The 26170-nt window shown below is 34.3% G+C and carries 21 protein-coding genes and 1 tRNA gene; 4 read left to right on the plus strand and 18 right to left on the minus strand.

What is annotated here, in order from left to right:
• Positions 1–2: 2 nt before the first annotated feature.
• The 7 genes from ACFX5F_RS08425 to ACFX5F_RS08455 all read right to left on the minus strand — a co-directional run bounded on the left by ACFX5F_RS08425 (position 3) and on the right by ACFX5F_RS08455 (position 10684).
• On the minus strand, positions 3–239 hold the full coding sequence (locus ACFX5F_RS08425) for a hypothetical protein (RefSeq protein ID WP_379851627.1): 237 nt from the start codon (positions 237–239) through the stop codon (positions 3–5).
• Between the two features lie 570 nt (positions 240–809).
• Positions 810–2936 carry a prolyl oligopeptidase family serine peptidase gene (locus ACFX5F_RS08430; protein WP_379851628.1) on the minus strand — a complete coding sequence of 709 codons (2127 nt, stop codon included), beginning with the start codon at positions 2934–2936 and terminating at the stop codon, positions 810–812.
• 658 nt (positions 2937–3594) lie between these two features.
• Entirely contained in the window at positions 3595–5814 is a 2220-nt protein-coding gene (locus ACFX5F_RS08435) for a TonB-dependent receptor (RefSeq protein ID WP_379851629.1), read from the minus strand.
• Positions 5815–5959: 145 nt separating this feature from the next.
• Entirely contained in the window at positions 5960–6313 is a 354-nt protein-coding gene (locus ACFX5F_RS08440) for a hypothetical protein (RefSeq protein WP_379851630.1), read from the minus strand.
• A 224-nt stretch (positions 6314–6537) separates the two neighbouring features.
• Positions 6538–7527 (minus strand): aspartate-semialdehyde dehydrogenase, encoded by a 990-nt coding sequence (locus tag ACFX5F_RS08445; RefSeq protein ID WP_379851631.1) that lies wholly within the window; start codon positions 7525–7527, stop codon positions 6538–6540.
• A gap of 236 nt (positions 7528–7763) precedes the next feature.
• Positions 7764–8180 (minus strand): large conductance mechanosensitive channel protein MscL, encoded by a 417-nt coding sequence (gene mscL / locus ACFX5F_RS08450; RefSeq protein WP_379851632.1) that lies wholly within the window; start codon positions 8178–8180, stop codon positions 7764–7766.
• An 86-nt stretch (positions 8181–8266) separates the two neighbouring features.
• Positions 8267–10684: a bifunctional UDP-N-acetylmuramoyl-tripeptide:D-alanyl-D-alanine ligase/alanine racemase gene (locus tag ACFX5F_RS08455; protein WP_379851797.1), complete on the minus strand. Its 2418-nt coding sequence runs from the start codon at positions 10682–10684 to the stop codon at positions 8267–8269.
• Between the two features lie 334 nt (positions 10685–11018).
• Here ACFX5F_RS08455 and ACFX5F_RS08460 point away from each other — a divergent pair, with 334 nt between their 5' ends.
• On the plus strand, positions 11019–11624 hold the full coding sequence (locus tag ACFX5F_RS08460) for a hypothetical protein (RefSeq protein ID WP_379851633.1): 606 nt from the start codon (positions 11019–11021) through the stop codon (positions 11622–11624).
• Here the strand turns inward: ACFX5F_RS08460 and ACFX5F_RS08465 are convergent.
• From ACFX5F_RS08465 to ACFX5F_RS08485, 5 genes are all read right to left on the minus strand, one after another.
• Positions 11619–12350, minus strand: a complete 732-nt coding sequence (locus tag ACFX5F_RS08465; protein WP_379851634.1) for a porin family protein — start codon at positions 12348–12350, stop codon at positions 11619–11621. The two genes, ACFX5F_RS08460 and ACFX5F_RS08465, sit on opposite strands and share 6 nt — an antisense overlap.
• 892 nt (positions 12351–13242) lie before the next feature.
• Positions 13243–13329 (minus strand) — tRNA-Ser (locus tag ACFX5F_RS08470).
• Positions 13330–13388: 59 nt separating this feature from the next.
• Complete coding sequence (locus ACFX5F_RS08475; protein ID WP_379851635.1) at positions 13389–14417, minus strand: asparaginase; 1029 nt, start codon at positions 14415–14417, stop codon at positions 13389–13391.
• A complete protein-coding gene (locus ACFX5F_RS08480; protein WP_379851636.1) occupies positions 14407–15543 on the minus strand; it encodes a 1-acyl-sn-glycerol-3-phosphate acyltransferase in 1137 nt (378 codons plus the stop codon). The genes ACFX5F_RS08475 and ACFX5F_RS08480 overlap by 11 nt, the downstream gene beginning before the upstream one ends.
• 65 nt (positions 15544–15608) lie before the next feature.
• A complete protein-coding gene (locus ACFX5F_RS08485) occupies positions 15609–16388 on the minus strand; it encodes a TatD family hydrolase (protein ID WP_379851637.1) in 780 nt (259 codons plus the stop codon).
• 168 nt (positions 16389–16556) lie between these two features.
• Here ACFX5F_RS08485 and ACFX5F_RS08490 point away from each other — a divergent pair, with 168 nt between their 5' ends.
• On the plus strand, positions 16557–17033 hold the full coding sequence (locus ACFX5F_RS08490; RefSeq protein ID WP_379851638.1) for a retropepsin-like aspartic protease: 477 nt from the start codon (positions 16557–16559) through the stop codon (positions 17031–17033).
• Here the strand turns inward: ACFX5F_RS08490 and ACFX5F_RS08495 are convergent.
• The 3 genes from ACFX5F_RS08495 to ACFX5F_RS08505 form a co-directional block, all read right to left on the minus strand.
• Positions 16969–18204, minus strand: a complete 1236-nt coding sequence (locus tag ACFX5F_RS08495) for a TCR/Tet family MFS transporter (RefSeq protein ID WP_379851639.1) — start codon at positions 18202–18204, stop codon at positions 16969–16971. The genes ACFX5F_RS08490 and ACFX5F_RS08495 overlap by 65 nt on opposite strands.
• Before the next feature lie 89 nt (positions 18205–18293).
• Positions 18294–19529: a 2-oxoglutarate dehydrogenase complex dihydrolipoyllysine-residue succinyltransferase gene (odhB, locus tag ACFX5F_RS08500; protein ID WP_379851640.1), complete on the minus strand. Its 1236-nt coding sequence runs from the start codon at positions 19527–19529 to the stop codon at positions 18294–18296.
• A gap of 158 nt (positions 19530–19687) precedes the next feature.
• Complete coding sequence (locus tag ACFX5F_RS08505) at positions 19688–22462, minus strand: 2-oxoglutarate dehydrogenase E1 component (RefSeq protein ID WP_379851641.1); 2775 nt, start codon at positions 22460–22462, stop codon at positions 19688–19690.
• A 118-nt stretch (positions 22463–22580) separates the two neighbouring features.
• Between ACFX5F_RS08505 and ACFX5F_RS08510 the strand changes: the two genes are divergently transcribed.
• Positions 22581–23123: a hypothetical protein gene (locus ACFX5F_RS08510; protein WP_379851642.1), complete on the plus strand. Its 543-nt coding sequence runs from the start codon at positions 22581–22583 to the stop codon at positions 23121–23123.
• 158 nt (positions 23124–23281) lie between these two features.
• Here the strand turns inward: ACFX5F_RS08510 and ACFX5F_RS08515 are convergent, their stop codons facing one another.
• The 3 genes from ACFX5F_RS08515 to ACFX5F_RS08525 form a co-directional block, all read right to left on the minus strand.
• Positions 23282–23779, minus strand: a complete 498-nt coding sequence (locus tag ACFX5F_RS08515; protein ID WP_379851643.1) for an NUDIX hydrolase — start codon at positions 23777–23779, stop codon at positions 23282–23284.
• A 134-nt stretch (positions 23780–23913) separates the two neighbouring features.
• Positions 23914–24264 (minus strand): hypothetical protein, encoded by a 351-nt coding sequence (locus ACFX5F_RS08520; protein WP_379851644.1) that lies wholly within the window; start codon positions 24262–24264, stop codon positions 23914–23916.
• 109 nt (positions 24265–24373) lie between these two features.
• On the minus strand, positions 24374–25348 hold the full coding sequence (locus tag ACFX5F_RS08525) for a polyprenyl synthetase family protein (RefSeq protein ID WP_379851645.1): 975 nt from the start codon (positions 25346–25348) through the stop codon (positions 24374–24376).
• Positions 25349–25526: 178 nt separating this feature from the next.
• On the opposite strand from ACFX5F_RS08525, the gene ACFX5F_RS08530 reads away from it, so the two are divergent.
• Positions 25527–26048, plus strand: a complete 522-nt coding sequence (locus ACFX5F_RS08530) for a YceI family protein (protein WP_379851646.1) — start codon at positions 25527–25529, stop codon at positions 26046–26048.
• The last annotated feature ends 122 nt before the right edge of the window (positions 26049–26170 follow it).

The following is a 26170-nucleotide window of genomic DNA, read 5'->3' on the forward strand; positions in this document are numbered from 1 at the left end:
TATTAAAATATTTCACAATCAATTTCGAAGTATAAATTTTTAAATTCCTCTTCAAGTTCTTCTACAGAATATTTATGATTTTCATCAAAAATGATTTTTTCATTAACATCAAAGTAATAATAATACTTTTCTTTTTTATAAATTAACCAAGTACTAGTTAAAACTCCTCTTCTTTTAGTGATTTCAAATCCACCAGTTATCTTCTCATTAAGTTGCAGAGCAATTTCTTTAATAGTCATAATTTTGAAATTAAGATTAACATTTTTCCTTTTACACAAAGGTTTAACAGTCAAAGGCAGATAACGAAATTATATTTATTTAAACAATTAACCCGCCTACAATTGACCTCATTAATTTTTAGTTTTCAACCTGATTTTATTACGCCAAAAAACGCCGTTAGGTGTTTGATATTGGTAGCAACCGAGAATCCGACCCCTTATAATCCCGTAGGGACGGAACCTATAATCCCTACGGGATATTATTGTGTGTATGGAATAATTTTCTACCAATATTTAATCCCATACGGGATAAAAATATTCATGAGTCAAGATTTCAATAGTCAAATTCCGTTTTCGTTTTATTCCGCAAAAAAACGCTACTCTTTCGAATAGCGTTTTTTGAATTTCTTGTTGGTATAAATTCGTGATGTGATTGCTTCGTTCCTCGCAATGACAATCATTTGGGGAATCTGATGCCCTAGCCCTGATAAAAGTGAAAATCCTTTTTCTAAACGCTGTCAGGGTTCAAAACCCTGACAGCGTTGAAAAAGATTGTAACGGATAGCAGGAAATAGCTCCTAAAAACAGCTCTTAATCAGCTAATTTTTGCAATTCAGTCACTCCCATATTGTACAGGGTAAATGCCTGTATGTCTACGTTTTCCTGAATGGTTGCCGCCACGGATTTTCCTGCGCCGTGTCCTGCATTGATGTCAATACGGATTAAAGTAGGATTAGGTCCGGTTTGTTTTTCCTGTAATTCGGCAGCAAATTTGAAACTGTGTGCCGGCACTACTCTATCGTCGTGATCGCCCGTTGTTACCATCGTGGCCGGATATTGAATTCCTTGTTTTACATTATTAACCGGAGAATAGCCCTTGATGTAGGCAAACATTTCCTTGCTGTCCTGTGATGTTCCATAATCATACGCCCAACCCGCTCCCGAAGTAAAGGTGTGATAGCGCAACATATCCATTACACCCACGGCCGGCAAGGCGACTTTCATCAAATCCGGGCGTTGTGTCATGGTTGCTCCCACTAGCAATCCGCCGTTTGAACCACCGCGAATAGCAAGAAAACTGGAAGAAGTGTAGTTTTGAGCTATCAGATATTCAGCCGCAGCAATGAAATCATCAAACACGTTTTGTTTTTGCATTTTGATTCCCGCATCGTGCCATTTTTTCCCATATTCACCACCTCCACGCAAATTAGGAACGGCATAAATGCCTCCGTTTTCCATCCAAACGGCATTGGCAATGCTGAAACTTGGCGTCAAGCTTACGTTGAAACCACCATAACCATATAATATCGTTGGGTTTTTACCTTCCAGTTTCAATCCTTTTTTATGGGTAATCATCATTGGAATTTTGGTTCCGTCCTTGGAGGTGTAAAATACTTGTTTAGAAACGTAGTCTTCGCTTTTAAAATCTACTTTTGGTTTTTCATATACCGCCGATTTCCCGGATTTTGGTTCGAATGAATAAATCGTTCCCGGGCTGACATAATTTGTAAACGAATAATAAAGGGTTTTTTCTTTTTTCTTTCCGCCAAAACCGCCTGCAGTTCCCAAAGCTGGTAACTTGATTTCCCGAATCATTTTTCCTGAATAATCATATTGTTTCACCACCGAAACGGCATCTTTCATGTAATTAGCAAAAATGAAACCGCCACCCGTTGTTGGTGCTAAAACGTTATCAGTTTCTGGGATGAAATCTTTCCAGTTTTCCGGTTTTGGGTTATTGACATCTACCGTTATTATGCGTTTGTTGGGCGCATTCCAATCGGTTTCTATGAATAATTTTGTGCCTTCATTATCGATTATATTGTTGTCGCTTTTGAAATTATCAACAATAGTCACAATAGGACTATTGGGCTTGGTCAGGTCTTGGATATACAATTCGTTTCCGTAAGTCGAAGTCGAAGCAGTGATAACCAAATAATGATCGTCCTCTGTCACGCTTCCGCCTACATAGCGTCGTTTTTGGTCTGCGCCAAAGATGATTTGGTCTTGCTTTTGCGGTGTTCCTAACTTGTGGAAATACAGTTTGTGTTGGTCCGTTTTTGCAGACAATTCGCTTCCCTTTGGTTTGTCATAACTGGAATAGTAAAAGCCTTCATTTCCTTTCCAAGACACACCGCTGAATTTCACATCAACAATGGTATCTTCAATTATTTTTTTGGTGATGGCATCCATGATGATCACTTTTCTCCAATCGCTTCCACCTTCTGAAATGGCATACGCAACTTTAGAACCGTCTTTGGAGAAATCTAATCCGCCAAGCGAAGTGGTTCCGTCTTTAGAAAAAGTATTGGGATCTAAGAAAACGGTTTCTGTTCCTTTGGCGTCTTTTCTATACAATACTGACTGGTTTTGCAAACCGTTGTTTTTGTAGTAATAGGTATAATTCCCCTCTTTGAAAGGGGCACCTATTTTCTCATAATTCCATAGTTTTTCCATTCTTGCTTTTAACACATCACGAAACGGAATCTGGGCTAAATAATCATAGGTAACTTTGTTTTGGGCTTTTACCCAAGCGCCGGTTTCGGCAGATTTGTCGTCTTCGAGCCAGCGGTACGGATCGGCAACTTTGGTATCAAAATACACATCAACCGTTTCGCCTTTATGGGTAACTGGATATTTCATTGTAGTTGGTTTTTGGTTTTGGCAAAAACTTGCAATTGTGGCAGATAAAGCCATTAATAAAAAAGTGTTTTTCATTAAATTCTGTTTTTAGGTTATAACAAAAATAGGAAAATAGTTAGTGTTCCCGATAAGGGAAGTCTTAAAAAAATGTTAGTCGCTCGAATGGTTTTTTTATTACAGTTGTGACAATTTAAAACGAATTATACATTTTCATAATACTGAGAATTATTAACCATATAAGTCATGTAAGTTTTTTTTAAGTTTAAAAATAATCGACGCTTGCAGTAGTGTGAGCTTCATTCGTCAAATCTTATATGACTTATATGTTATAAAATAATAAACCATATAAGGCATTTAAGGTCATATAAGTTTTTTATGCTCAAAAATAATCAACGCTTGCAGTAGTGTGAGCTTCATTCGTCAAATCTTATATGACTTATATGTTATAAAATAATAAACCATATAAGGCATTTAAGGTCATATAAGTTTAAAACTAATTCATTTGTGTCACAATTTGAACTGAATTCTTGTATGACTTATATGTTGAAAAATAGTAAACATATAAGACATATAAGTTTTTTTAATCAAATTACGCAACAGGTTTAACGTCAAATATAAAAGCAAATCTTATATGACTTATATGTTAAAAATATTAGCCAAAAGACTTATTTTATGGTGTAAAGAAAAACGCTACTCTTTCGAATAGCGTTTTTTTTATGCTTACGCAAAAGTGCTACAAATTAAAATTTACCCCAAAAACGATGTTTCTTCCTATGTTAGGGATTCCATCGGTTTTCAATCTGGAAAGATGCGCGATATAGCTTTTGTCCAATAAATTATTTCCGTTCAAATTAATATCAAAAGCCGTTTTACCGAGTTTTACTTTTCCTCCAAAACCTAAATTTACCAATGTGTATCCATTCGATTTTGTTTCAAAACCACTCACGTTATTTTGATTGAAAGTAGAGGAGAAATTCAAAGTGGCGAATCCCTCTTCCAACCAATTTTTGATTTTAAATTCGGTTCTAATGGTGTTGTTCCAATTGTTTGCAGGAATTAAAGGCAGAAAATCCCTCCCGACGCTTCGGGATTGCTTCTTGCCGGTTACAGTTTCAAAACTGGTTTCAAAATGAAGCCAATCTAATGGATGTGGGTGAAAATGCAATCCTATTTCTCCACCGTACAACTTGGCATTATTCTGAATATAATCAAAAACAGCATTTTCATCAATCATTTCTCCTGTTGGTGAAGTGTAGATATAATTGTTGATGTGGTTGTAAAATCCATTGGCAAAAAATTCAAAATGGCTGTTTTTATATTCCAAATTCACATCGGTTTGTACATTTTGTTCCGTTTTCAAATCACTGTTTCCCACTTCATAACGGTTGGTTCCTCCGTGAACGCCATTGGAAGTTAATTCGGCTAAATTCGGCGCTCTAAATCCGGAAGCAAGATTCAATCGTAATGTCAAATCTTCGGCCAGCTTGGTTTTGTAGCCCAGCGAGGCATTAAAACTATCGTACGATCTATCGATGGCTTTAAAATAGCCTTCCTGACCTTCCATTCCATGTTCTTGCGTGGTGATTTGTCTGTTATCAAAACGCAATCCCCCTTGTAAAACGTTTGAGCCCCATTCATAATTTGCAGTTCCAAAAACTCCAAAATCATTGGTTGTAGCATCCGGGATCAAATACTCATTACCGGAATTCACATTGCTTTGGTGCATTCCCTGAATTCCAAAAATAGATTCGACTTTTCCTATTTTTGGCAAATGGTATTTCGCATCATAATTGAATGTTTTCAATTTCATGTGTAAACTGGCGACATCACTATCAGTGAACTCCGAACGGTCATTGGCAACATAGCCTAAATCAACATCCAGTTTTGAATTTTTTAAATATACTATCGAATTCAAACTCAACAGATGATTGAAAACGCCTTGCTTTGGAAAACCTGTTTTCTTACTTGTAGATTGTTCTGCAATACCATTTTCCGGAATTCCTAAATCCAGTTTGTTGTAATTGTAACGAAACACCGTCGAAAATTTTGAATCACTGTAACCAATTCCTGTTTTGAAATCAGTTTCATTGTAACGGGTATTAGTCACACGGTCTCCCTTAGCAATTTTGTAATCTGAATGTGTATTATAACTTCCTCGAGCAAGGAATTTCCAGTTATCAGTGGACGTTTTCAATCCCAAAGAGGAATTGCTACCTAAGGTATTCGAGAACAATTTCTGACTGAAATTAGCTTTGAAGGTATTGGCATCGGCAAATTTCTCTGGGTTAAAATACAGAACGCCACCCAAAGCATCTGAACCATAAAGCAATGAAGCCGGTCCTTTGATAACCTCAACACTTTCTATTCCGGAATCGTTTAATCCCAAACCATGTTCGTCTCCAAACTGTTGATTTTCCATTCGGACGCCTTGAGAATAAACTAAAACCCGATTCCCACTCAAGCCACGAATTACTGGTTTTCCAATAGAAGTTCCGGTAGAAACCTGCGAAACCCCTGGAATTGTAGCCAATCCTTCGATTAAGGTGGCGGTTCCTTTTCGCTGTAATTCTTTGATGTTTTGGTGTTCCACTTTCATCACATTCTGCGATTGTATTTTATTGAAAGCAGTAGAAACAATCACCTCATCCATCTGGAATATCGTTTCTTCAAGGATTACATCTAGTGTATTTTCTTTTTGTAAGCCATTTATTGTTTTGTTTTGGATTCCAAATCCAACGAAAGTAAAGGTTAATTTCAGGTTCCCATCAGGAAGATTATTGAATGTATATTTTCCGTTCTCATCAGTTGCGGTTCCCTTGTGCAGTTCTGATGCATAAACCGAAACGCCTTTTATGGGTTGGTTTTTCAAATCAGTCACCGTTCCTGATACTGAATTTTGCGCATTAAGCATAACCGAAAACCCCAAGAATAGGGCTATAATAAAATATTTCATTGAAATGAATGTATTGTTCCTAGCCACATTCTTCTCTAAAATAAAGGAAGATGAGTCTGGAATTATTTAGTAAATAAAATAAAAATGCTACGTGCTGGAATAAATCAACAGAAGTTGAAATGAATCAACAGAAGCTGAAATAAATTCAGCTTAAACTATTTGCAGGAGGTCCGCGAAGGGAATATAAACTGCCGGAAAACGAAAGAGCCGTTTCCTCTGGACTAATGAAATAAGGTATTTCTTTATATGTGGAATGTAATTGATACGTAAATTCTTTTGGAGAAATATAACTGCCAAAAGTAAAATCACAGACATAACAATGATCAAAATTATGATGCTGATGCGTTATCTCTTTATTAGTAACATTGTATTTATGATGGCATTGCTTTTCGTAAAGCTGCTTCTCTAAATGTTCATAGATATGAAAGGACTGAAACAGTATTGAGAACAATACCGCAATCGCCAAAGAAACACTTATTATGAGCTTATTCTTTTTCATCCACGGCAAAGATATGAAAACAATTTAGAAAAAATAACAACCCCTTTTTACCATATAATACATTTAATAAAACATAAGCTTACAAAGAGCTTTTCTTAAATGAACTTATATTCCTTATCTGTTCAAAAATCAACTTTTTTTATTGGCAAAAAAAAACCCATTTGTTCTGACAAATTATACTTTGTCAAAAACAAATGGTTTTAGATTTGAACCAAAATTAAGTATTAAACCAATTTTGCTGCAATTAAATATTCTGCAATTTGAATGGTGTTTGTTGCCGCTCCTTTTCTTAAGTTATCAGCAACAATCCACATGTTCAATGTATTTGGCTGGCTTTCGTCACGACGAATTCTCCCTACAAAAACATCGTCTTTTCCTTGTGCATACATTGGCATTGGATACGTATAGGTGTCATTGTTATCCTGAACCACCACTCCGTCGGTATGATGCAAAATATTTTGAACATCAGACACTTCAAAATCCTTGGTAAACTCAACATTTACTGCTTCGCTGTGACCACCAACAATAGGCACACGAACAGCAGTTGCCGTAACAGCAATTGTTTTATCACTCAATATTTTTTGAGTTTCACGAACCAATTTCATCTCTTCTTTAGTGTAACCATTATCTTCAAAAGAATCACACTGTGGAATTGCATTTCTGTGAATTGGGTATTTATACGCCATTTCACCTTGAACTCCGGCATATTCATTTTCTAATTGTTGAACCGCTTTTACACCCGTTCCTGTGATGGATTGATAAGTAGAAACAATAACACGTTTGATATTGTATTTTTTATGTAAAGGTGCCAAGACCAAAACCATCTGAATAGTAGAACAGTTTGGATTCGCAATAATTTTATCTGCTGCCGTTAATTCGCCTGCATTAATTTCAGGTACAATTAATTTCTTGGTTGGATCCATTCTCCAAGCCGATGAATTATCGATTACTGTTGTTCCTGCTGCCGCAAATTTTGGAGCCCATTCTAGTGAAGTGTCACCTCCTGCAGAAAACAAAGCAATATCTGCTTTCATATCTACAGCAGTTTGCATGCCTACTACTTTATATTTTTTACCTTTATATTCTATCTCTTTCCCAACTGATCTCTCAGAAGCTACAGGAATTAATTCTGTAACAGGGAAATTTCTTTCTGCTAAAACTTTCAACATTACTTCGCCAACCATTCCAGTAGCGCCTACAACTGCTATTCTCATAGTATATTTTTGTTATTTGGACATTCAATTTGAATTGCAAAAGTAAGTAATATTGAAATCAAAACAAGCGCATTCACAAAAAATAACAAAATGTTATAATTATAACAACCTAAGTATTTAGACCTGTAAGATCCGTGATTTGTGTATTTTAAACAAAAAGAGAAACCGCCTCAATTAAGAAGCGGTTTAGTTCTGAAATTAATTCAGGATAAATTAGAATATATAGTATAGCGGGATTATTTTTTTAATAAATCTCTAATTTGAGTAAGCAATTCCTCTTGAGTTGGTCCGGCTGGAGGAGATGGGGCAACCACTTCTTTTTTTCTGGCTTTTTCGACAGCCCTTAAAATAATAAAAATGAAGAAAGCAATTATAACGAAATTGATAATTGCCTGAACTAAATTTCCGTACGTAATTACAGCGGCTCCCGCTTTTTTTGCCTCTGCTAAAGTTTCATAACTGTTTCCATTAAGCGCGATAAATTTTTGTGTAAAATCAATTCCGCCTGTTATCAGTCCAACAATTGGCATGATTACATCATCTACCGCAGAACCTACAATTTTTCCAAAAGCAGCACCAATAACTACGGCAGTTGCTAAACTCAACACATCGCCTTTCATTAAAGATGCTTTAAAATCGCCAAAAAATCCCATAATTAATTTTTTTAGGTTAAAAATATATTTTGCTAAACGAATTTAATCAAAATTTTAATACAATTAACAGACACTTCCCCAATTAATTACTCTCTATAAAACACCCGCTTCACTCGTTGCGAAATACTGGTAAGGATTTCATACGGTATTGTGTCTAACTTTTGGGCAATATAATTAACGGTTGGGCTTTCGCCAAAAATAACTGCAGCATCACCTTCCTTGCAATCAATTCCGCTGACATCGACCATTAGCATATCCATACAAACGCTTCCAAGAATAGTCGCTTTTTCATTTTTAATGGTCACAAAACCAACTCCATTTCCCCAGCCTCTCGAAATTCCGTCGGCATAACCTATGGGAATTGTGGCAATTATTGTTGGTTTCTCTGCCATAAATCGTCTGCCATAACCCACACTATCACCTGCAGGAATGGTTCTGATTTGAGAAATTATCGATTTGAGGGTGCCTACATTTTCTAAATATTTCTGTTCTTCACTATCATTTGAAACTCCGTAAAGTCCAATTCCAAGGCGAACCATATCATATTGTGATTCCGGATAATTACTAATCCCCGAGGTATTTAAAATATGTCGAATAGGTTTTATTTGCAATTCAGTCATTAATTTTGAAGATAATTTTTCGAACAAATCAATTTGTGAATGCGCAAAATCCTTATGTTTTAAATCATCGCTCGTAGCCATATGAGAAAGAATACTTTTTATCTGAATGGTTTGATTTCCTTTTAAAGCAATTATCAAATTATCAATTGTATTGGCTTCAAAGCCCAAACGATGCATCCCTGTATCGAGTTTGATATGAATAGGAAAGTGCTTCAATTTTTTCTGTTCCGCAATTTTAAGAAAGGCGCGAAGTCCTTTCAAACTGTAAATTTCTGGTTCTAATTGATGTTGGATGATCGCCGGAAAACTGGTGTTTTCAGGATTCATTACCATAATGGGCATATGAATTCCCAGATTTTTCAATGAAATTCCCTCATCGGCGAAAGCGACACCCAAATAATCCACTTTATGATGTTCCAGTAATTTGGCAATTTCAAATCCACCGTTTCCATATCCAAAAGCCTTGACCATTACCATCATCTTGGTTGTTGGTTTCAACTTTGATTTAAAGAAATTTAAATTATGACTGATGGCATTCAGATTAATTTCAAGAACCGTTTCATGCGTTTTTTCTTCTAATAGGGAAACAATTTCTTCAAATTGAAAAGTCCTTGCTCCTTTTATTAATATAGTTTCATTACTGAAAATTAAATCATCAAAATCAGCAATGAACTCTGCCGTGTTTTTATACGTTATACAGTTTGCAAATTTACCTTTAAATGCCAAAATAGTTTCTCCAATACCTATTACCCGGCTGATTCTGTTCGAAATAATAAGTTCTGCCACTTTCGAATATAATTCCTCATTAGACAAACCACTTTGCAAAATGTCCGATAATATCACCGTTTTCTTTTGGTATTGCTTTTGACTTTCGAGAAAATCCAATGCTATTTTTAGGGATTGAAAATCAGAACTATAACTGTCGTCTACTACGCTGCAATTATTGATTCCATTCTTGACTTTCAAACGCATTTCAACAGGATACAATAATTTTATTCTGTTTTGGATCGTTTTTACATCGTATTTGAAATACAACAAAACCATCACACATGAGATTGCATTTTCGACAGAAGCCGCATCTTGAAACGGAATTTCAATTTCAAAAATTTCCTCAGCATGACGAATATGTAAAATTGTTTTGTCTAATACCGGACTTTTAGTAATAAAAACATCAGCTGTTGAATCTTTGAAACTCCAGGAAAAAAGGCGTCTATTGTCGTACCTAAACAAATTAGCATCAATAATCTCACTCTTTTGATAAATAACCACCTCCGAATCCCTGAACAACAGGAGCTTCTCTCTTATCTTTTCTTGTAAGCTTCCAAAGCCTTCATCGTGTGCGGACCCTATACTTGTTAAGATTCCAATAGTTGGTTTAATGATTTTTTCTAGTTTTCCCATTTCTGAACTGGTAGAAATTCCCGCTTCAAATATTCCAAGATTGTGTTGCTCATTTATAGCAAGCACTGATAACGGAACACCCACTTGTGAGTTGTAGCTTTTAGGGCTCCTTATGGCATTATAATCCGGACTAAGCAGAAAATTTAGCCATTCCTTCACAATTGTTTTACCGTTACTTCCGGTTAATCCAATCACTGGAAAATCAAAAAGACTGCGATAATAGCTTGCAAATTTTTGCAAAGCCACTAAAGTATTTTCGACAATCAGAAAATTAGCTTTTCCTATACAATCGACAGGGATATGAGTAACCACAAAATTTTGTACTCCTTTTTCAATTAAATTTTCAATATATAAATGCGCATCATTATTAGCTCCGACCAATGCGAAGAATAAAGTTTGCGAACCATTTTGCAAAGAGCGACTATCAATAGAAATACCATCTATTGTTTTAGTTCTATTATTATCTACAAATACTGCCTGCATTTGTGAAATGATATTTTGAATTTTTAGAATCATTAATGTAAAAAGCGAATGACGCTCATTTAAAGATTTATACATATTACCATTAGAAAACAGACCAATACTTTACTCCCCAATTATTTAATTCGTACCAATTATTGTTCTTTATGGTTCATCAAAAATAACATTTCTTTTGACAACGAAGAGTTTGAGAACTGATAAATTATAATCATTTTAAAATTATTAATCACCAATTGAAATTATTTAAAAGTCTTTATAAAAAGTTAACTAACTCAAAAATACAGCTTCCCTTTGCAAAATTATTTATATTTGTTGACGCCAATCAATATCACAACTCTTGAAAAAAATCCTTCCTTTATTCTCTTATATTTTTCATCCGATATTCATCCCGGCAATGGCCACCCTATTTTATCTTTTTTTTAATACCACTGTGTTTGGAACGGAAGAAAAATTATTTGTGTTTTTTCAAGTGGCGATTATCACGGTAATTATTCCGATACTATTTTTTCTAATATTAAAAGCTGTTGGTAAAATTGATTCTATTATGGTTGCTGAAGTAACGCAACGCAAAATACCATTGATTCTTCAATGTTTTTTAATCATTATATTGGTTCGAAAAAGCATTACTATACACCGATATCCTGAATTGCATTTTTTCTTCTTAGGAGCGTTGCTCAGTACTATTTTGGCTCTTTTATCATTATTTGGCAATATAAAAGCAAGCCTACATATGATGGCAATAAGCGCACTGACGGTATTTGTAATTGCGATAAGTCTTCATTTTCAATTTCAGAATACTTTTATCATTGCATTTTTAATACTCGCAAATGGTCTTGTTGCATCCTCTCGTATAGAAATGAACGCACATACTAACAAAGAGTTAATTATAGGGTTTGGTTTAGGAAGTATTCCGCAGCTTCTTTTATTATTTTTATGGCTATAATATATAAAAGATTATTCCAATATTTAAGGACTTCATAGCGATGGGCTGCCCTTCAATTTTAGCCGATTTAAATAAAGAATTCAAACCATAATAGGCATATACATTTATTGTATTATAACCAGTTGAAATATACGCTCCATAAAGAAGCTTATTAAAATCATTATTATTGGTTACAATGATTTTTCCCTGAGCATCTTCAAAAATGGATCTGTCAAGAATTAAATAACTCAACTTGAAGCCACCGTAAATCCTCCAAAACTTATGGCTTTCATAAGTCGATGTTCTCCATCTAAATTCTAGAGGTACCTCAACTAAAAGTTGTGAAAATTTATTTTTATTAAAACTGGTATCTGGATCAATAATCGAATAAGATGGCGCTTGATCTGGTTTATAAACCGCCAGATTCTGATTGTAATTATTAAACGACAGACCAATTCCAGCAGCTATTGCATGCGTTCTATTTTTGTTGGTAGGCATATCCCTTAAAAATCCAAGTGAAAATCCAGTAGACAATTTGCTTTGAGACAAACCGTCGGGTTTATTTGTTAAGGTATTATATGTAAATCCAAAATAGAATTGGTCCTCCCTGTACAATGAATCGATTTTTACTTTTGAAGCACCTTCTAAAGTTGTTATTTCCTGGGAAAAAACATTGAAAACATTTAGAAGAATAAAACAACTTAAAAATAATATTGCGTTGTTATTTTTGTTTAATGATTGCTTCATGTGAGTCTTAAAATATATTTTTCGATTAAACTATTGTTTATAGTTGCACAAATATAAGATTTTGCCACGTACCCGAAGTGAATTCCTGTGAAAAAACGCAGTTCCAAATTTCATTAAACTCTTTAAAATTCTGACTTATAATCAAATCAAAAAGTTATAAAAAATAACATCAACATTAAAGCAATCATTGACAAACTTGCGGTAGTAAAAAGAAATGCACCCATATACAAAAACACTCCTTCTTTTTTATTTTCTGTTTCCATCTGTTAAGTTTTTTAAATTTCTAAATTTCAACCTTTTTTTAATAATCTATCAAACACTCCTTTTTTCTGGGTTCTTCACTTAATTATTTAAAGAATGTTCCAAATAATAATTTCGCTACAGTTTGATTTTTTAATCCTTACTTAAAATTACAAAACTGACGTTTATACTACAAATATAATCGATAAAATACACAATTATTTATTTTTAGTATTTATTATCTTACATAATTTACATATTCTGTTATATTTTTAATACAAGCAAAATCGATTTATATAATACGTTTAGTCAAAACTAAGGCCACAACAAAAAATACGTTATTATGAATAAATTAGTATTGCTCGAAAACAAAAATCAAGAAGACTAAAGACTGCCACAGGTTCAAAAACTTTTACTTATCCGGGAGGGGTTTCTGAAAAGAGGACGGGATCAACTCATCATAGACAAACAAGCTGCGAACCCTTGAATTAGGTTAATTTAGGGCAACCCTAGAAAGGGCGTTTTACAAAGAAAATACTACTTGGAATTTCACGCCTGATCCTTTTTTGCCTTATACACCTAGACAAACAAAAAGGTTTGTACCGCTGTAAAACAAAAAATGCTCCCCTTTCCGGAAGCATTAATTTCTCAGCAGAGAGGATGGGATTCGAACCCACGATGCAGTTACCCACATACTAGCTTTCCAGGCTAGCTCCTTCAACCACTCGGACACCTCTCTATTTATTTGGTCTGCAAAGAACACGAAAAAAAATGAGTTAGAAAAGTAAAATCTACTTATTATATCATTTCTCCTCGTAAAGATGTTTCGAAAATCTTTTTGAAATCATTCGACGCAATTTTTTGCCCCAGTAAATACATTAATTTCGTGATTGCCGCTTCGGTGGTGATGTCTTTTCCAGAAATAACACCAATTTCTTTCATAGAAGTACTCGTTTCATATTGACCCATACTCACACTTCCGGCAGAACACTGTGTCACATTAATGACATGCAGGCCTTTATTAATGGCTTTTTTCAAAAGGTTGATAAACCAATCTTCTGTAGGAGCGTTTCCAGCTCCATAAGTCTCTAAAATGACTCCTTTAAGATTCGGAATATCAAGAATGGCAGCCAAAACAACTTCACTAATTCCCGGAAACATTTTAATAATAGCCACATTGTTATCTAACGTCTTATGCACTTTCAAATGTAAATCAGTTTTTAAAGGCAAAAATAATTCTGAATTCAGTGTTAGATGCACGCCAGACTCTACTAAATGCGGGTAATTTGGAGATGTGAATGCGTTGAAATGTTCCGCATTTATTTTTGTAGTTCTATTACCTCTGTATAATTTATATTCAAAGTAGAGACCTACTTCACTAATGACTGGCTTTCCATTTTCACGCAAAGAAGCAATTTGAATAGCAGTTATTAAATTCTCTTTTGCATCAGTACGCAAATCTCCAATAGGCAATTGGGATCCGGTAAAAATGACTGGTTTAGATAAATTTTCGAGCATAAAACTTAAAGCAGATGCTGAATAAGACATAGTATCAGAACCATGTAACACCACAAACCCATCAAACGAAGTATAATTATCAGCAATGATTGTTGCAATTTTTGCCCATTTTTCAGGATTCATATTGGACGAATCAATAGGGTTCTCAAAAGAAATCGTTTCTATGTCGCAATCCAATTGTTTCAATTCCGGTATTCTTTGCAATAATTTACTGAAATTAAAAGCTCTAAGTGCACCGGTCACAAAATCTTTTTTCATACCAATAGTCCCGCCGGTATAAATCAAAAGTATTTTGGATTTAGACAACATCCTGATATTTCAATTTATTTACAACAGGATTGGCATACATGGCAAGAAAACCTTCCAAAGCAACTGGATTATCATGATCAATTCTCATTTCTAATCGGCGCTCAAAAAGTAATTTCTCGCTCTCCGTATATAAGTGCGAATAGGTATTGGATTTATTTACTATATCGTAAGCGATGAAATTTGTAGGCCATAATTTATAATTGCTTAATATTGTATCGTCTATAACCTGCGCCAAAGCTTGTATTTGCTTGTTTGCGTTGTCATTTTGAGCTGTGATTTTATCAATTTCAGTATCTAAAACTTTACCTACATGAATATGAATTCTCTTTTTTTGTCCCATAGCACCACTAAGAATGGTCATGAAATCCTCATTTTTTTCCTTAACATAAATTTCGTTATTGGCTTCTGCCATCAATTGAGGCATTTTCAAAGCATCAGTAGGGTCATATTCATATGAAATAGATACTGGAACTATTTTTATTTTTTTGAAATAATCCATCAAATTCTTCTCGTCAGAACCCATCCCTAACATTTTTAAAACGCCTGGATTAGTCACATCATTTCCATCTTTTGTTCTTCCCTCTCGCTGTGCAATCCAAACGGAACGATTTTCATGAAGTAATAGATTCCCAATATATTCTGCTAGTAATTTGGAGCTTTGGAGCATTTCTCTAGGAGTCAGACCGCGTAACACCAGAAAATTACGATTCAGTTTCGCTAACGTACTTAAAAAAGCCTTTTTAACTAAATTGTCTCCAATTGCTGAAGCCGTCATTCCTAAACCATGTTCAAATAATGCGGTATTCAATAAGGTTGTATCCAAAAGAATATCTCGATGATTCGAAATAAACAAATAGGAAGTATTTTTTTCTAAATTTTCAAAACCAGAAGTCGTCAAACCCTCAGAGCTTTTCTCTAATACTTTTTGAACGGAATGATAGATGAAATTACATTGAAAATCACGTATAGAATGCGTTTTCTTGAGTTGTTCTTTCCAAACTTCGTCTTCCACATCAGGGAAAGTAAAGTTCATTAATGCCTTCATCATCGGATGATGTATCACATTGTGAAGAGCCTCGTTTACTTCGGAATCGTAAAACGGCCGAATAGCGTCAAATTTTTGCATTTTGGTTCTCAATTTTTGTGTGGGCAAATGAACAAAAAAAAAATTAAAATAATGTAATTTCTTCTTTAAATACCAAAAATAGCTTTAGAATTATCAGTTGTTACCCTCGCAATTTCATTTGCCGAAAGGCTATAAATAAGAGCCAATTTATCTACAACATTAATTAAATAACTACTCTCATTGCGTTTTCCTCGAAAGGGAATTGGGGCCAAATAAGGAGAATCCGTTTCCAGAACGATGTGTTTTAAATCTATTTTATGTAAGAATTGATCAATCTTTCCATTTTTGAATGTTACAACGCCACCAATACCAAGCTTCATATTATAGGAAATCGCTTTTAAGGCTTGTTCGTAAGTCCCTGTAAAGCAATGAAAAATCCCAAAGAGATCATCCGATTTCTCATCTTCCATAATATTAAATATTTCATCGAAAGCTTCTCGACAATGAATGACAATAGGTAATTTATAGTGTTTTGCCAATCGTATTTGAGTTCTGAAAGCAATTTGCTGCTCTTGCAAATGGGTTTTATCCCAATACAAATCAATCCCAATTTCTCCTATCGCATAGAATTTTCTTTTCTTCAATTCATTTTCAATATGCTGTAATTCTTCCAGATAATTCTCCTTTACATAGGTTGGGTGTAAACCCATCATCAAGAAAACATTTTCAGGATAATTTTCCTCTAATTCGTACATCGCTTTCGTACACGTTGAATCAATAGCGGGAATAAAGAACCGTGAAACTCCAACATTTATCGCACGTTGTATCATTTCGCTACGGTCTTGATCGAATTCCTCGCTGTAAAGGTGCGTATGCGTATCGGTAATTATTGTTGTTGTTTCCAAGTGTAAAGTTTAAGGATACAAATTTACAAGATTAAAACTAGTCGAAAAAGTTGTTTCATAAAGATTCTCAAAGAAAAATAGGATTCTCAAAATTCCTTCAAAAATTCATAAAAACTACATGTATCTTTGTGAAACACAAATTAAAATTCTGAAATAAATTCAGCATAAATGAAAAACCTCCACGATATTCTTAAAAAAGAAAATTATAAAAAAGTAAAATTCAAAATTACCAAAACACAACATCTTTTAATAAAAGCTAAAATCAATGGAGTCATGGGGAACTTTATTCTCGATACGGGAGCTTCAAACAGTTGTGTAGGATTTGAAAGTGTTGACCTGTTTCTATTGGAAGCGAAAAAATCAAAAACGAAAGCTTCTGGCGCCGGAGCAAATGGTATGTTTACCCAACTTGCTTCAAAAAATCAACTACAACTTGGCTCGTGGAAAAATTTAGATTTTAATCTCATTGTTTTTGATTTATCTCACGTAAATGAAGCATTAATGCAGCACAAATCAAAACCCGTACACGGAATCATTGGTGCCGATGTTTTGATGAAAGGGAAAGGGATAATCGATTACTTTAATCATTACTTGTATTTGAAACACTATACTTTTTCAACGAAAAATAAGCAACAATACCACTAATCATCATCAATAAACCACCAAGGATAAATGGCATTCCTGCAAATTCAAATGGCGAACCTTTATGTGTAAAATAATAAAAAAGACTCGACATTACTGGTGGTCCAATAATGGTTGCGGCACTCGTTAAACTCGCAATTGTTCCTTGAATTTCGCCTTGTTCTGATGGCAAAACATGATTCGTAATGATAGCTCGCATTGATGGACCGGCAATTCCTGCAAGACAATACGGAATCAAAAAGAGAAACATCATCCAGCTTTCTGAAACAAAAGCAAACAAAAACATTCCAATAGTATATAATGTCATTCCAACATAAATACTTTTTTCATTTCCTAGTTTTCGACTAGTCCACCGTATCAATCCTCCTTGAACAAGACTTACTAAAACTCCAACAACGCCTAACGAAATTCCGACCATTTTTTCGTCCCAACTAAATTTGTACATCGTAAAATAACTCCAGTTACTTTCTACCGCATGTCCCGCAACATAAATCAAAAACAGAGCAAATAATAATCCATATAGTGAAGGGTATTTCTTTAAATTAAAAAAAGCACCAATTGGATTGGCTCTTTTTAAATTAACGGACCTTCTATTTTTTTTTGATAATGATTCGGGCAAAATAAAATAACCGTACAAAAAATTCAGCAAGCACAAAACTGCTGCTGCATAAAACGGAATCCTAGATCCGAAATGCCCCAAAACACCGCCTATAACGGGTCCAATTATAAATCCTAGCCCAAAAGCCACACCAATCATTCCGAAGTTTTTGGCTCTATTCTCTGGCGTACTCACATCAGCTATATACGCCGCAGCGGTTGAAATACTCGCACCTGTTAATCCTGCAATTATTCTTCCTATAAATAGCCATGTAATCGTTGAGGCAAACGCCAACAATATATAATCCAATGAAAAGGCAAAAAGCGAAATTAAGATTATGGGTCTTCGCCCAAATTTATCGCTCAAATTACCAATTAAAGGTGCAAACATAAATTGAGTTATCGCATAAGCAAATGTTAACCAACCGCCATATTTTGCTGCATCACTAACATCGCCATGTATTAATTCTTTAATCAATTTTGGAATAACTGGAATGATAATTCCCCAACCAGTTATATCAATTAGCATTGTGATGAAGATAAAGCTGATAGCGGCCTGTTTTTTATTTGATGCCATAAAATAGTATTGGTTAGAAAGGCAAATAAACAAAAAATCCGTTTAGAAAATTTTCTAAACGGATTTTTGTTATTTATGAATTTGTTGAATTACAATTCTAATGCTTTTTTAGGATTGTTATCCAACAATAATTCTAATGGATTCTCTAAAGCTTCTTTTACGGCTACCAAGAAACCAACAGACTCACGACCATCAATAATTCTGTGGTCATAAGATAACGCCACATACATCATTGGGTGAATTTCCACTTTACCGTTTACAGCAATTGGGCGCTCAATAATGTTATGCATTCCTAGAATTCCAGATTGTGGAGGATTGATAATTGGAGTAGATAACATGCTTCCAAAAACACCCCCATTAGTAATCGTGAACGTTCCACCAGTCATATCATCAACTGTAATTTGTCCATCACGTGCTTTGATGGCTAATCTTTTAATATCAGATTCTACGCCACGGAAGGTCAAGTTCTCTGCATTACGAACAACAGGAACCATAAGTCCTTTTGGTCCTGAAACTGCAATAGAGATATCACAAAAATCGAAAGCAATCTTATGATCACCATCCATCATTGAGTTAACATCTGGGAATAATTTTAACGCTCTGGTCACTGCTTTAGTAAAGAAAGACATATATCCTAAACCAATTCCACCATGTTTCGCTTTGAACGCATCTTTATATTCATTACGCAATGTATTGATAGGCGTCATGTTTACTTCATTGAAAGTAGTCAACATCGCTGTTTCATTTTTAGCAGCAACCAATCTTTCTGCTACTTTACGACGCAACATAGATAATTTAGTTCTTTCCGTACCACGAGATCCTCCGGTAGGAGTTCCCATTGATGGCACAGCATTTACCGCATCATCTTTAGTGATTCTTCCGTCTTTTCCTGTTCCTGAAACTGATGCAGGAGTTATGTTTTTTTCGTCTAATATTTTTCTCGCTGCTGGAGATGGAGTTCCTGAAGCATAAGTGAGCCCCCCGGCCCCCAAAGGGGGAGTTGACGTAGCTACTGGAGCTACTTTCACTTCTTCTTTCTTCACTTCAACTTTTCCAGCATCCGCTCCCCCTTTGGGGGTTGGGGGGCTCGCATCTGTATCAATAAGACATACAACTGCACCAACTGCAACTGCATCACCTTCTTCTGCTTTTAATGTAATAATTCCGCTTGCTTCTGCAGGCAATTCTAATGTTGCTTTATCGGAATCAACCTCAGCAATTGCTTGGTCTTTTTCTACATAATCTCCGTCTTTTACCAACCAAGTTGCAATTTCAACTTCTTTTATAGATTCCCCTGGTGATGGGACTTTCATTTCTAAAATCATGTTCTATTATTTTAAATTATGAATTTTAAATTTTAAATTGTTCTAAAAACAACCTATGCTTATTATATGTACCATTTTAGCCCTGATGGTAGCGGCATCCTTTTTCTTTTTTCTTTAAAAAGAAAAAGATATAGCGCACAGCAGGAAATAGCTCCTTATTATCTAAATAAATTTTTATCAAAAACCATTCTTATCGCATCGGCCTGACGACGTTTTGCTCGTGTATAACTTCCTGCCGCTGGTGCCGCATAGGCTTTAAGCGATGCTAATCTCCACTTTACCAAATCAAAATTCATCAACATATAGCTATAAGCCCCCATATTTTTAGGCTCTTCCTGTGCCCAAACATAATCATCAGCATTTGGATATTTAGCGATAATGTCTTTTAATTGTTCTACCGGTAATGGGAATAATTGTTCTATTCTAACTACAGCAACATCTTTACGACCATTGATTTCTCTTTCGCTAGTGATGTCATAATAGAATTTACCTGTACAGAAAACTAATGTTTTTACATCTGCTTTATTCACTATTACATCATCGAATGTTTCCTGAAAACTACCGTTTGCAAACTCCTCTACACCTGAAACAACTCTTGGATCACGCAATAAACTTTTTGGAGTAAAGACAATTAGCGGTTTACGGAAAGTTGTTTTCATTTGTCTTCTCAATAAGTGGAAGAAGTTGGCGGGTGTTGTACAATCAGCAACATACATATTTTGTCTGGCACACAATTGTAAATAACGCTCCATTCTTGCAGATGAATGCTCTGCTCCTTGTCCTTCATATCCGTGAGGCAATAATAAAACGATTCCGTTTTGATTGTTCCATTTATCTTCTCCACAAGAAATATATTGGTCAATCATAATTTGGGCTCCATTACTGAAATCTCCAAATTGTGCTTCCCATATCGTAAGTGTATTTGGATTTGTTAGAGCGTAGCCATAATCAAAACCTAAAACACCATATTCAGATAAAAGGGAATTGAAAATATTAAATTTCCCTACCTTACCTTCTAAATTATTTATCAAAACTACCTCTTCCTCAGAATCTTCGACTTTCACTACGGCATGACGATGAGAAAAAGTACCTCTTTCTACATCTTGCCCAGAAATACGGACATCATATCCTTCTTTTAATAAAGATCCGTAAGCTAAATGTTCGGCCATAGCCCAATCCAACTTATTAGTTTCGAAAAACATTGTTTTTCTATCGTTTATTAATTTTTGGATTTTGCTGATAAACTTTTTATCCGCCGGCAAATTACAAATTGCATTTGCAACGTCAGTAAGTCCTTCCTTAGGATAAGAAGTATCAACATTTAAAAGCATTTCAACATCAGTAACTTGTTCGAAACCTCTCCATTCATTTTTCATAAATGGTGTAATAATAGTCAAGTCTTTTTTACGGGATGCTTCAAGATTTACTTCAAGATTTGACTTGTATTCTTTTTCTAATCCATTTACATAAGTAGCATCAATAACTCCTTCTGACAAGAGTTTCTCTGCATAGATATCTCTAGGATTTTGATGTTTTGCAATAATTTTATATAGAACTGGCTGCGTAAAACGAGGCTCATCCCCTTCATTATGCCCATATTTTCGATATCCTAATAAATCAATGAATACATCTTTACCAAATTGCATTCTGAAATCTAAAGCAAATGACATAGCATGTACCACCGCTTCCGCATCATCTGCATTAACGTGCAAGACTGGCGACAGCGTTACTTTGGCAACATCCGTACAATATGTTGATGAACGAGCATCGAGATAATTAGTTGTAAAACCAACTTGATTATTGATTACAATGTGAATTGTACCTCCCGTTTTGTATCCATCCAATTGCGCCATTTGCACAATTTCATAAAGAATTCCCTGACCAGCGATTGCTGCATCTCCGTGAACGGCGATTGGCAATACTTTTGAGAAATCATTAGGGAAATACTTATCTTGTTTTGCTCTTGTAATTCCTTCAATTACGGCACCTACTGTTTCAAGATGCGAAGGATTTGGAGCCAAATTAATATTAATATTTTTTCCTGATCTGGTTACTTTTTCAGCCGTAAGCCCTAAGTGATACTTTACATCTCCGTCAAAATATTCCTGATCGTAGTCTTTTCCGTCAAATTCTCCAAAAATGTCCTGGGTAGATTTACCAAAAATATTGGCTAGAACATTCAAACGACCACGATGTGCCATTCCCATCACAAATTGCTCTACTCCCTGCTCTGCTGCTTTTTCTATCAAAGCATCAAGTGCCGGAATAATAGATTCTCCTCCTTCAAGTGAAAATCGTTTCTGACCTACATATTTTGTATGCAAGAAATTCTCAAAAGAAACAGCTTGATTTAATTTTTCAAGGATTGTTTTCTTTTCATTGACAGAAAAACTGGGTTGGTTATCATTTTTCCCTAATTTTTTCTGGATCCATTCCACCACTTCCGGTTTACGAATATACATATATTCGACCCCAATATGCTGACAATAAATAGTCTCAAGGTGTATTATAATTTCCTGAAGTGTACAGGGTTGAATCCCAATAACTTTAGCTGCATCAAAAACCGTATTTAAGTCGGCTGAAGAAAGACCAAAATTAACAATGTCCAATGTAGGAGATGATGTTCGTCTGTCTCTTACGGGATTTGTTTTTGTAAACAAATGTCCACGAGAACGATACCCGTCAATCAGCTTTAATACATTAAATTCTTTTTGAAGTTTTTCCGACACATGCGTACTCTCCATATTCCCAGAAGCAACATTTGCTAAATAGGTTACTGGATTCTCCTCATTATAAGTAGTCATTCCAAAGTCGAAACCTTGAAAAAAACTTCTCCAACTTGGCTCTACGCTGTCTGGATTTACTAAATATTGATCGTATAATTGTGCGAAAAATTCGGTGTGTGCTGCGTTTAAAAATGAAAACCTATCCATATCGTTAGTGTCTGTACTTTTTTGTTAAATAGTTTGACAAAAGTACAATAATCAATTATATCTAAATCTTTTTTTTACCTACTTTTACGTAAAGATTTGTTAAAATAACCAACGAAATATGAAAAAAACACGGCTTTTACCCATTTTAAAACCAATTATGATTTTTTCGCTCCTCTTGTCTTCCGGTTTTTTATTGGCTCAACAGCAAACGACATCGCTTAAAACTCAAAGTGATTTCTGGAGAAAAGTACAATTTGGCGGAGGTATTGGATTAAGTTTTGCTTCCGGTTATACGGATGTTTCTCTTGCACCAAGTGCTATTTACAATTTAAATCAGTATGTGGCTTTGGGGCTTGGCGCCCAATACAGGTATGTAAAGCAAAAAAATTATTATGCGTCCCATTTATATGGAGCAAGCATCATAGGACTGTTTAATCCAATCCCAGAAATCCAACTTTCGGCAGAAATAGAAAAATTGAGGGTTAACGTTAATTTGATTAATTCTAATAATAATTCTCAAGACTATTGGAACACCGGTTTATTTCTTGGTGCTGGTTATAGAACCGGCAATGTGACTATTGGCGCTCGTTATAATGTACTAAGCGATAATAACAATGTTTATGGTAATGCCTTTATGCCATTTGTAAGGGTGTATTTTTAATCCTCCACCCAACCCCCTCCGAAGGAGGGGGAGACAAAACCGTAGAAAAAGCGATTAACGATATTTATTCCTAAACCACACTTTTTGCCATTCTCATTTCAAAATTAAGAAGGCAATACTCTCAGCAAGAACCAATAAATTAGATCCGTCGATTTTACTTATTCTTCTTGTTCAAATAAAATTTTTTCGCCGTTATTAAATTTAAGAATGATTTCGTGAATAATATTTCTTGTCCCCGCGAAGAGATTTAATTTTAAAGAATCGTCTAACCGCACCCACATTATATCTTTAGTTTCTTTTGAGTTAAAAATAAATTCGGTTTCCTTTGTAAAAGATAAATAAGCAAAATCTAAATGACAATGTGCAATTTCTTTATCAGAAGCAGGGATTGATTGTTGGTAAAAATATTCTGGAGGTAAAATCCATTCTGAATCATCAACTTTCTGTTCTTTGTGAAGAAAAGAAAAAAGTTTGATATTTAGTCCTGTCTCTTCTTTAACTTCTCTAATTGCACCTTCTATTTGATTTTCAAATGGTTCTATATGTCCACCAGGAACCATCCATCGATTAAATTTTTTATGATGAATTAGCAGTATTTTTAAATCCTTTTCAAATTTATTAATGATAAATATACTAGTTGTAAATTGTTTAAGCATAGCATCTTATGACATGATTATTATATGTTATTAAAAAATATGTGACAGGAAATTGTCTTACCAAGAAATCATTGTTTAAAACGACACAAAGAAGATATTTGCAAAACAAGTGAATTAAAATCAACACATTACACCTAATACTTATTCCTAAACCACACTTTTTGCCATTCCCTTTTTAGAATTAAAAAAGATACTTGTTCGGCAAGAATTACTAAATCTGATCCGTCCAGTTGTTTTATTTGTTCTTCAGAAACATCAATAATGTATAGCAGATTAAGATATTCGGCGAATTTATACTGTATGAGTCTATAAATCTTTTCGTGTAATTGCAGTTTTAACTCAGCAGGAGAAATGCTCATAGGAAAATCAATTGCTTCATTAGCTAGATTAAAATCCTTATTCATTTGTTCAATTAACTTCAGATATAAGGCTTCTTTTTCAGCTTCTGAAATAAGCAAATCAATATTTTGTGGCGCTACGAACATTTTATTTTAGATTTTAGATTAACGAATTGAGATTTTAGATTTGGCAGCCGTGTTTATTTTGATTTTAGAATACAATTTCATCAGAAGTAAAACTTCAACAATTAAAAATCTATACTTTTCGGCCCATTAAATTTTCTCCAAAAGTTCTCAATATTGATTTTTTATCATCGTCAATATTCATTTTCTCTATTATTTCAAATGCCTTAAACGTAAATTCCTGAATTGCATCCTGAGTAGCTTTTGAAGCGCCTGAATTATTAAATATTTCTTTTACGGAACTAATTTTATCTGAATTGTGACGCAGTTGCTTAGCAAATAAACTCGTTAATTGCTGTGCTTCTTTTTTTTCCGAAAACGCTAAAGCTTTTAAATACAAATAGGTTTTTTTGTTTTCAATAATATCACCTCCAACTTGTTTACCAAAGGTTTCGGGATCACCAAAAGCGTCTAAATAATCATCTTGCAATTGAAAAGCAAGTCCTAAATTTAATCCGAAATCATAAATTAAATTCGCATTTTCTTTGGAAGTTTTAGCAATAATCGCTCCCATTTTCATCGCTGCAGCCACTAAAACTGCTGTTTTGTATTCGATCATTTTCAGGTAATCCGGAATTGTAACATCAATACGAGTTTCAAAATCTACATCCCATTGCTGTCCTTCGCAAACCTGAAGCGCTGTTTTGCTGAACAATTTGGCTAGTTTCCGGAATATTTTTGGTTGATATTTTTCAAAATACTGGTAGGCTAAAATTAGCATCGCGTCACCAGATAAAATCCCGGTATTTATATTCCATTTTTCATGAACAGTTGCCTTTCCTCTTCGCAAGGGAGCATCATCCATAATATCGTCATGAACCAATGAAAAATTATGAAAAACTTCAACAGCTAATGCTGCAGGTAATGCTTTTTTATAGTCAGTATCAAAAATTTCAGCCGTCATCAACGTAAGTACAGGACGTATTCTTTTCCCCCCTAAATCTAATATATAATGAATGGGTTCATATAGATTTTTAGGCTCTTTGATTTCATATTGTGATTGCAAATATTCTGAAATGAACTCCTGATACTGATAAATGCTATGCATAAAAATTAATTTTTGGCTAATTTACAGTATTCATAATAGATTACAAACTGCGTTCCTTAAGGAAATGTTAAATAAACAAAAATACAATGGAAACTTCTTTGGTATTCAAAGTTTCCGTATTACCTTTGCACACGAAATTTCAACATTTCAATTACACAAAATAACCTTTCCAATTATTATGAAAACAAAATGGACAATTGATTCAAGCCAATCAGATGTTATGATCAAAAATAGACACTCCATAATTGCTTATTTGGATGGTACAATAAATAAATTCGAAGGTCACGTAGATATTCAAGATAACGAGCTTGAAGATGCTTCGATTGAATTTGCTTTAGATATAAACAATACAGATACAAAACTAGAACAAATAGATACGCACTTAAGACTGAACGATTTATTTGACACCACTGAATATCCTGTTATTAGCTTTAAATCGACTTCTTTTCAGAAAGTAAATAAGAATATTAACTTTTTGAAAGGAAATCTAACGATTAAAAATATTACTAAAGTAATTGAATTAGACGCAGAATTCATTGGAATCAATACTACCAATGGCATTGAAAAGGCAGCTTTTGAAATTATAGGAAAAATAAATCGCAGAGATTTTGGCTTAAAGTATAATTCTTTTGCACAAACTGGAGGCTTAGCAATAGGACAAGACATCAAATTAATTGCCAATTTAGAATTCACTGCCTAAAAAACAAGTTTACTTAAATGTTAAATTCATGTGAATATTTAGGAAACTATTTTAGTCTCTAAAGTTTCCTTATTGGATTTATACTTTAATTTGACCATTCAAATACTGAATTTGAAATAAAT

Origin of the sequence: Flavobacterium zhoui (assembly GCF_042787235.1) — a bacterium.
Classification (GTDB): Bacteria; Bacteroidota; Bacteroidia; order Flavobacteriales; family Flavobacteriaceae; genus Flavobacterium; species Flavobacterium zhoui.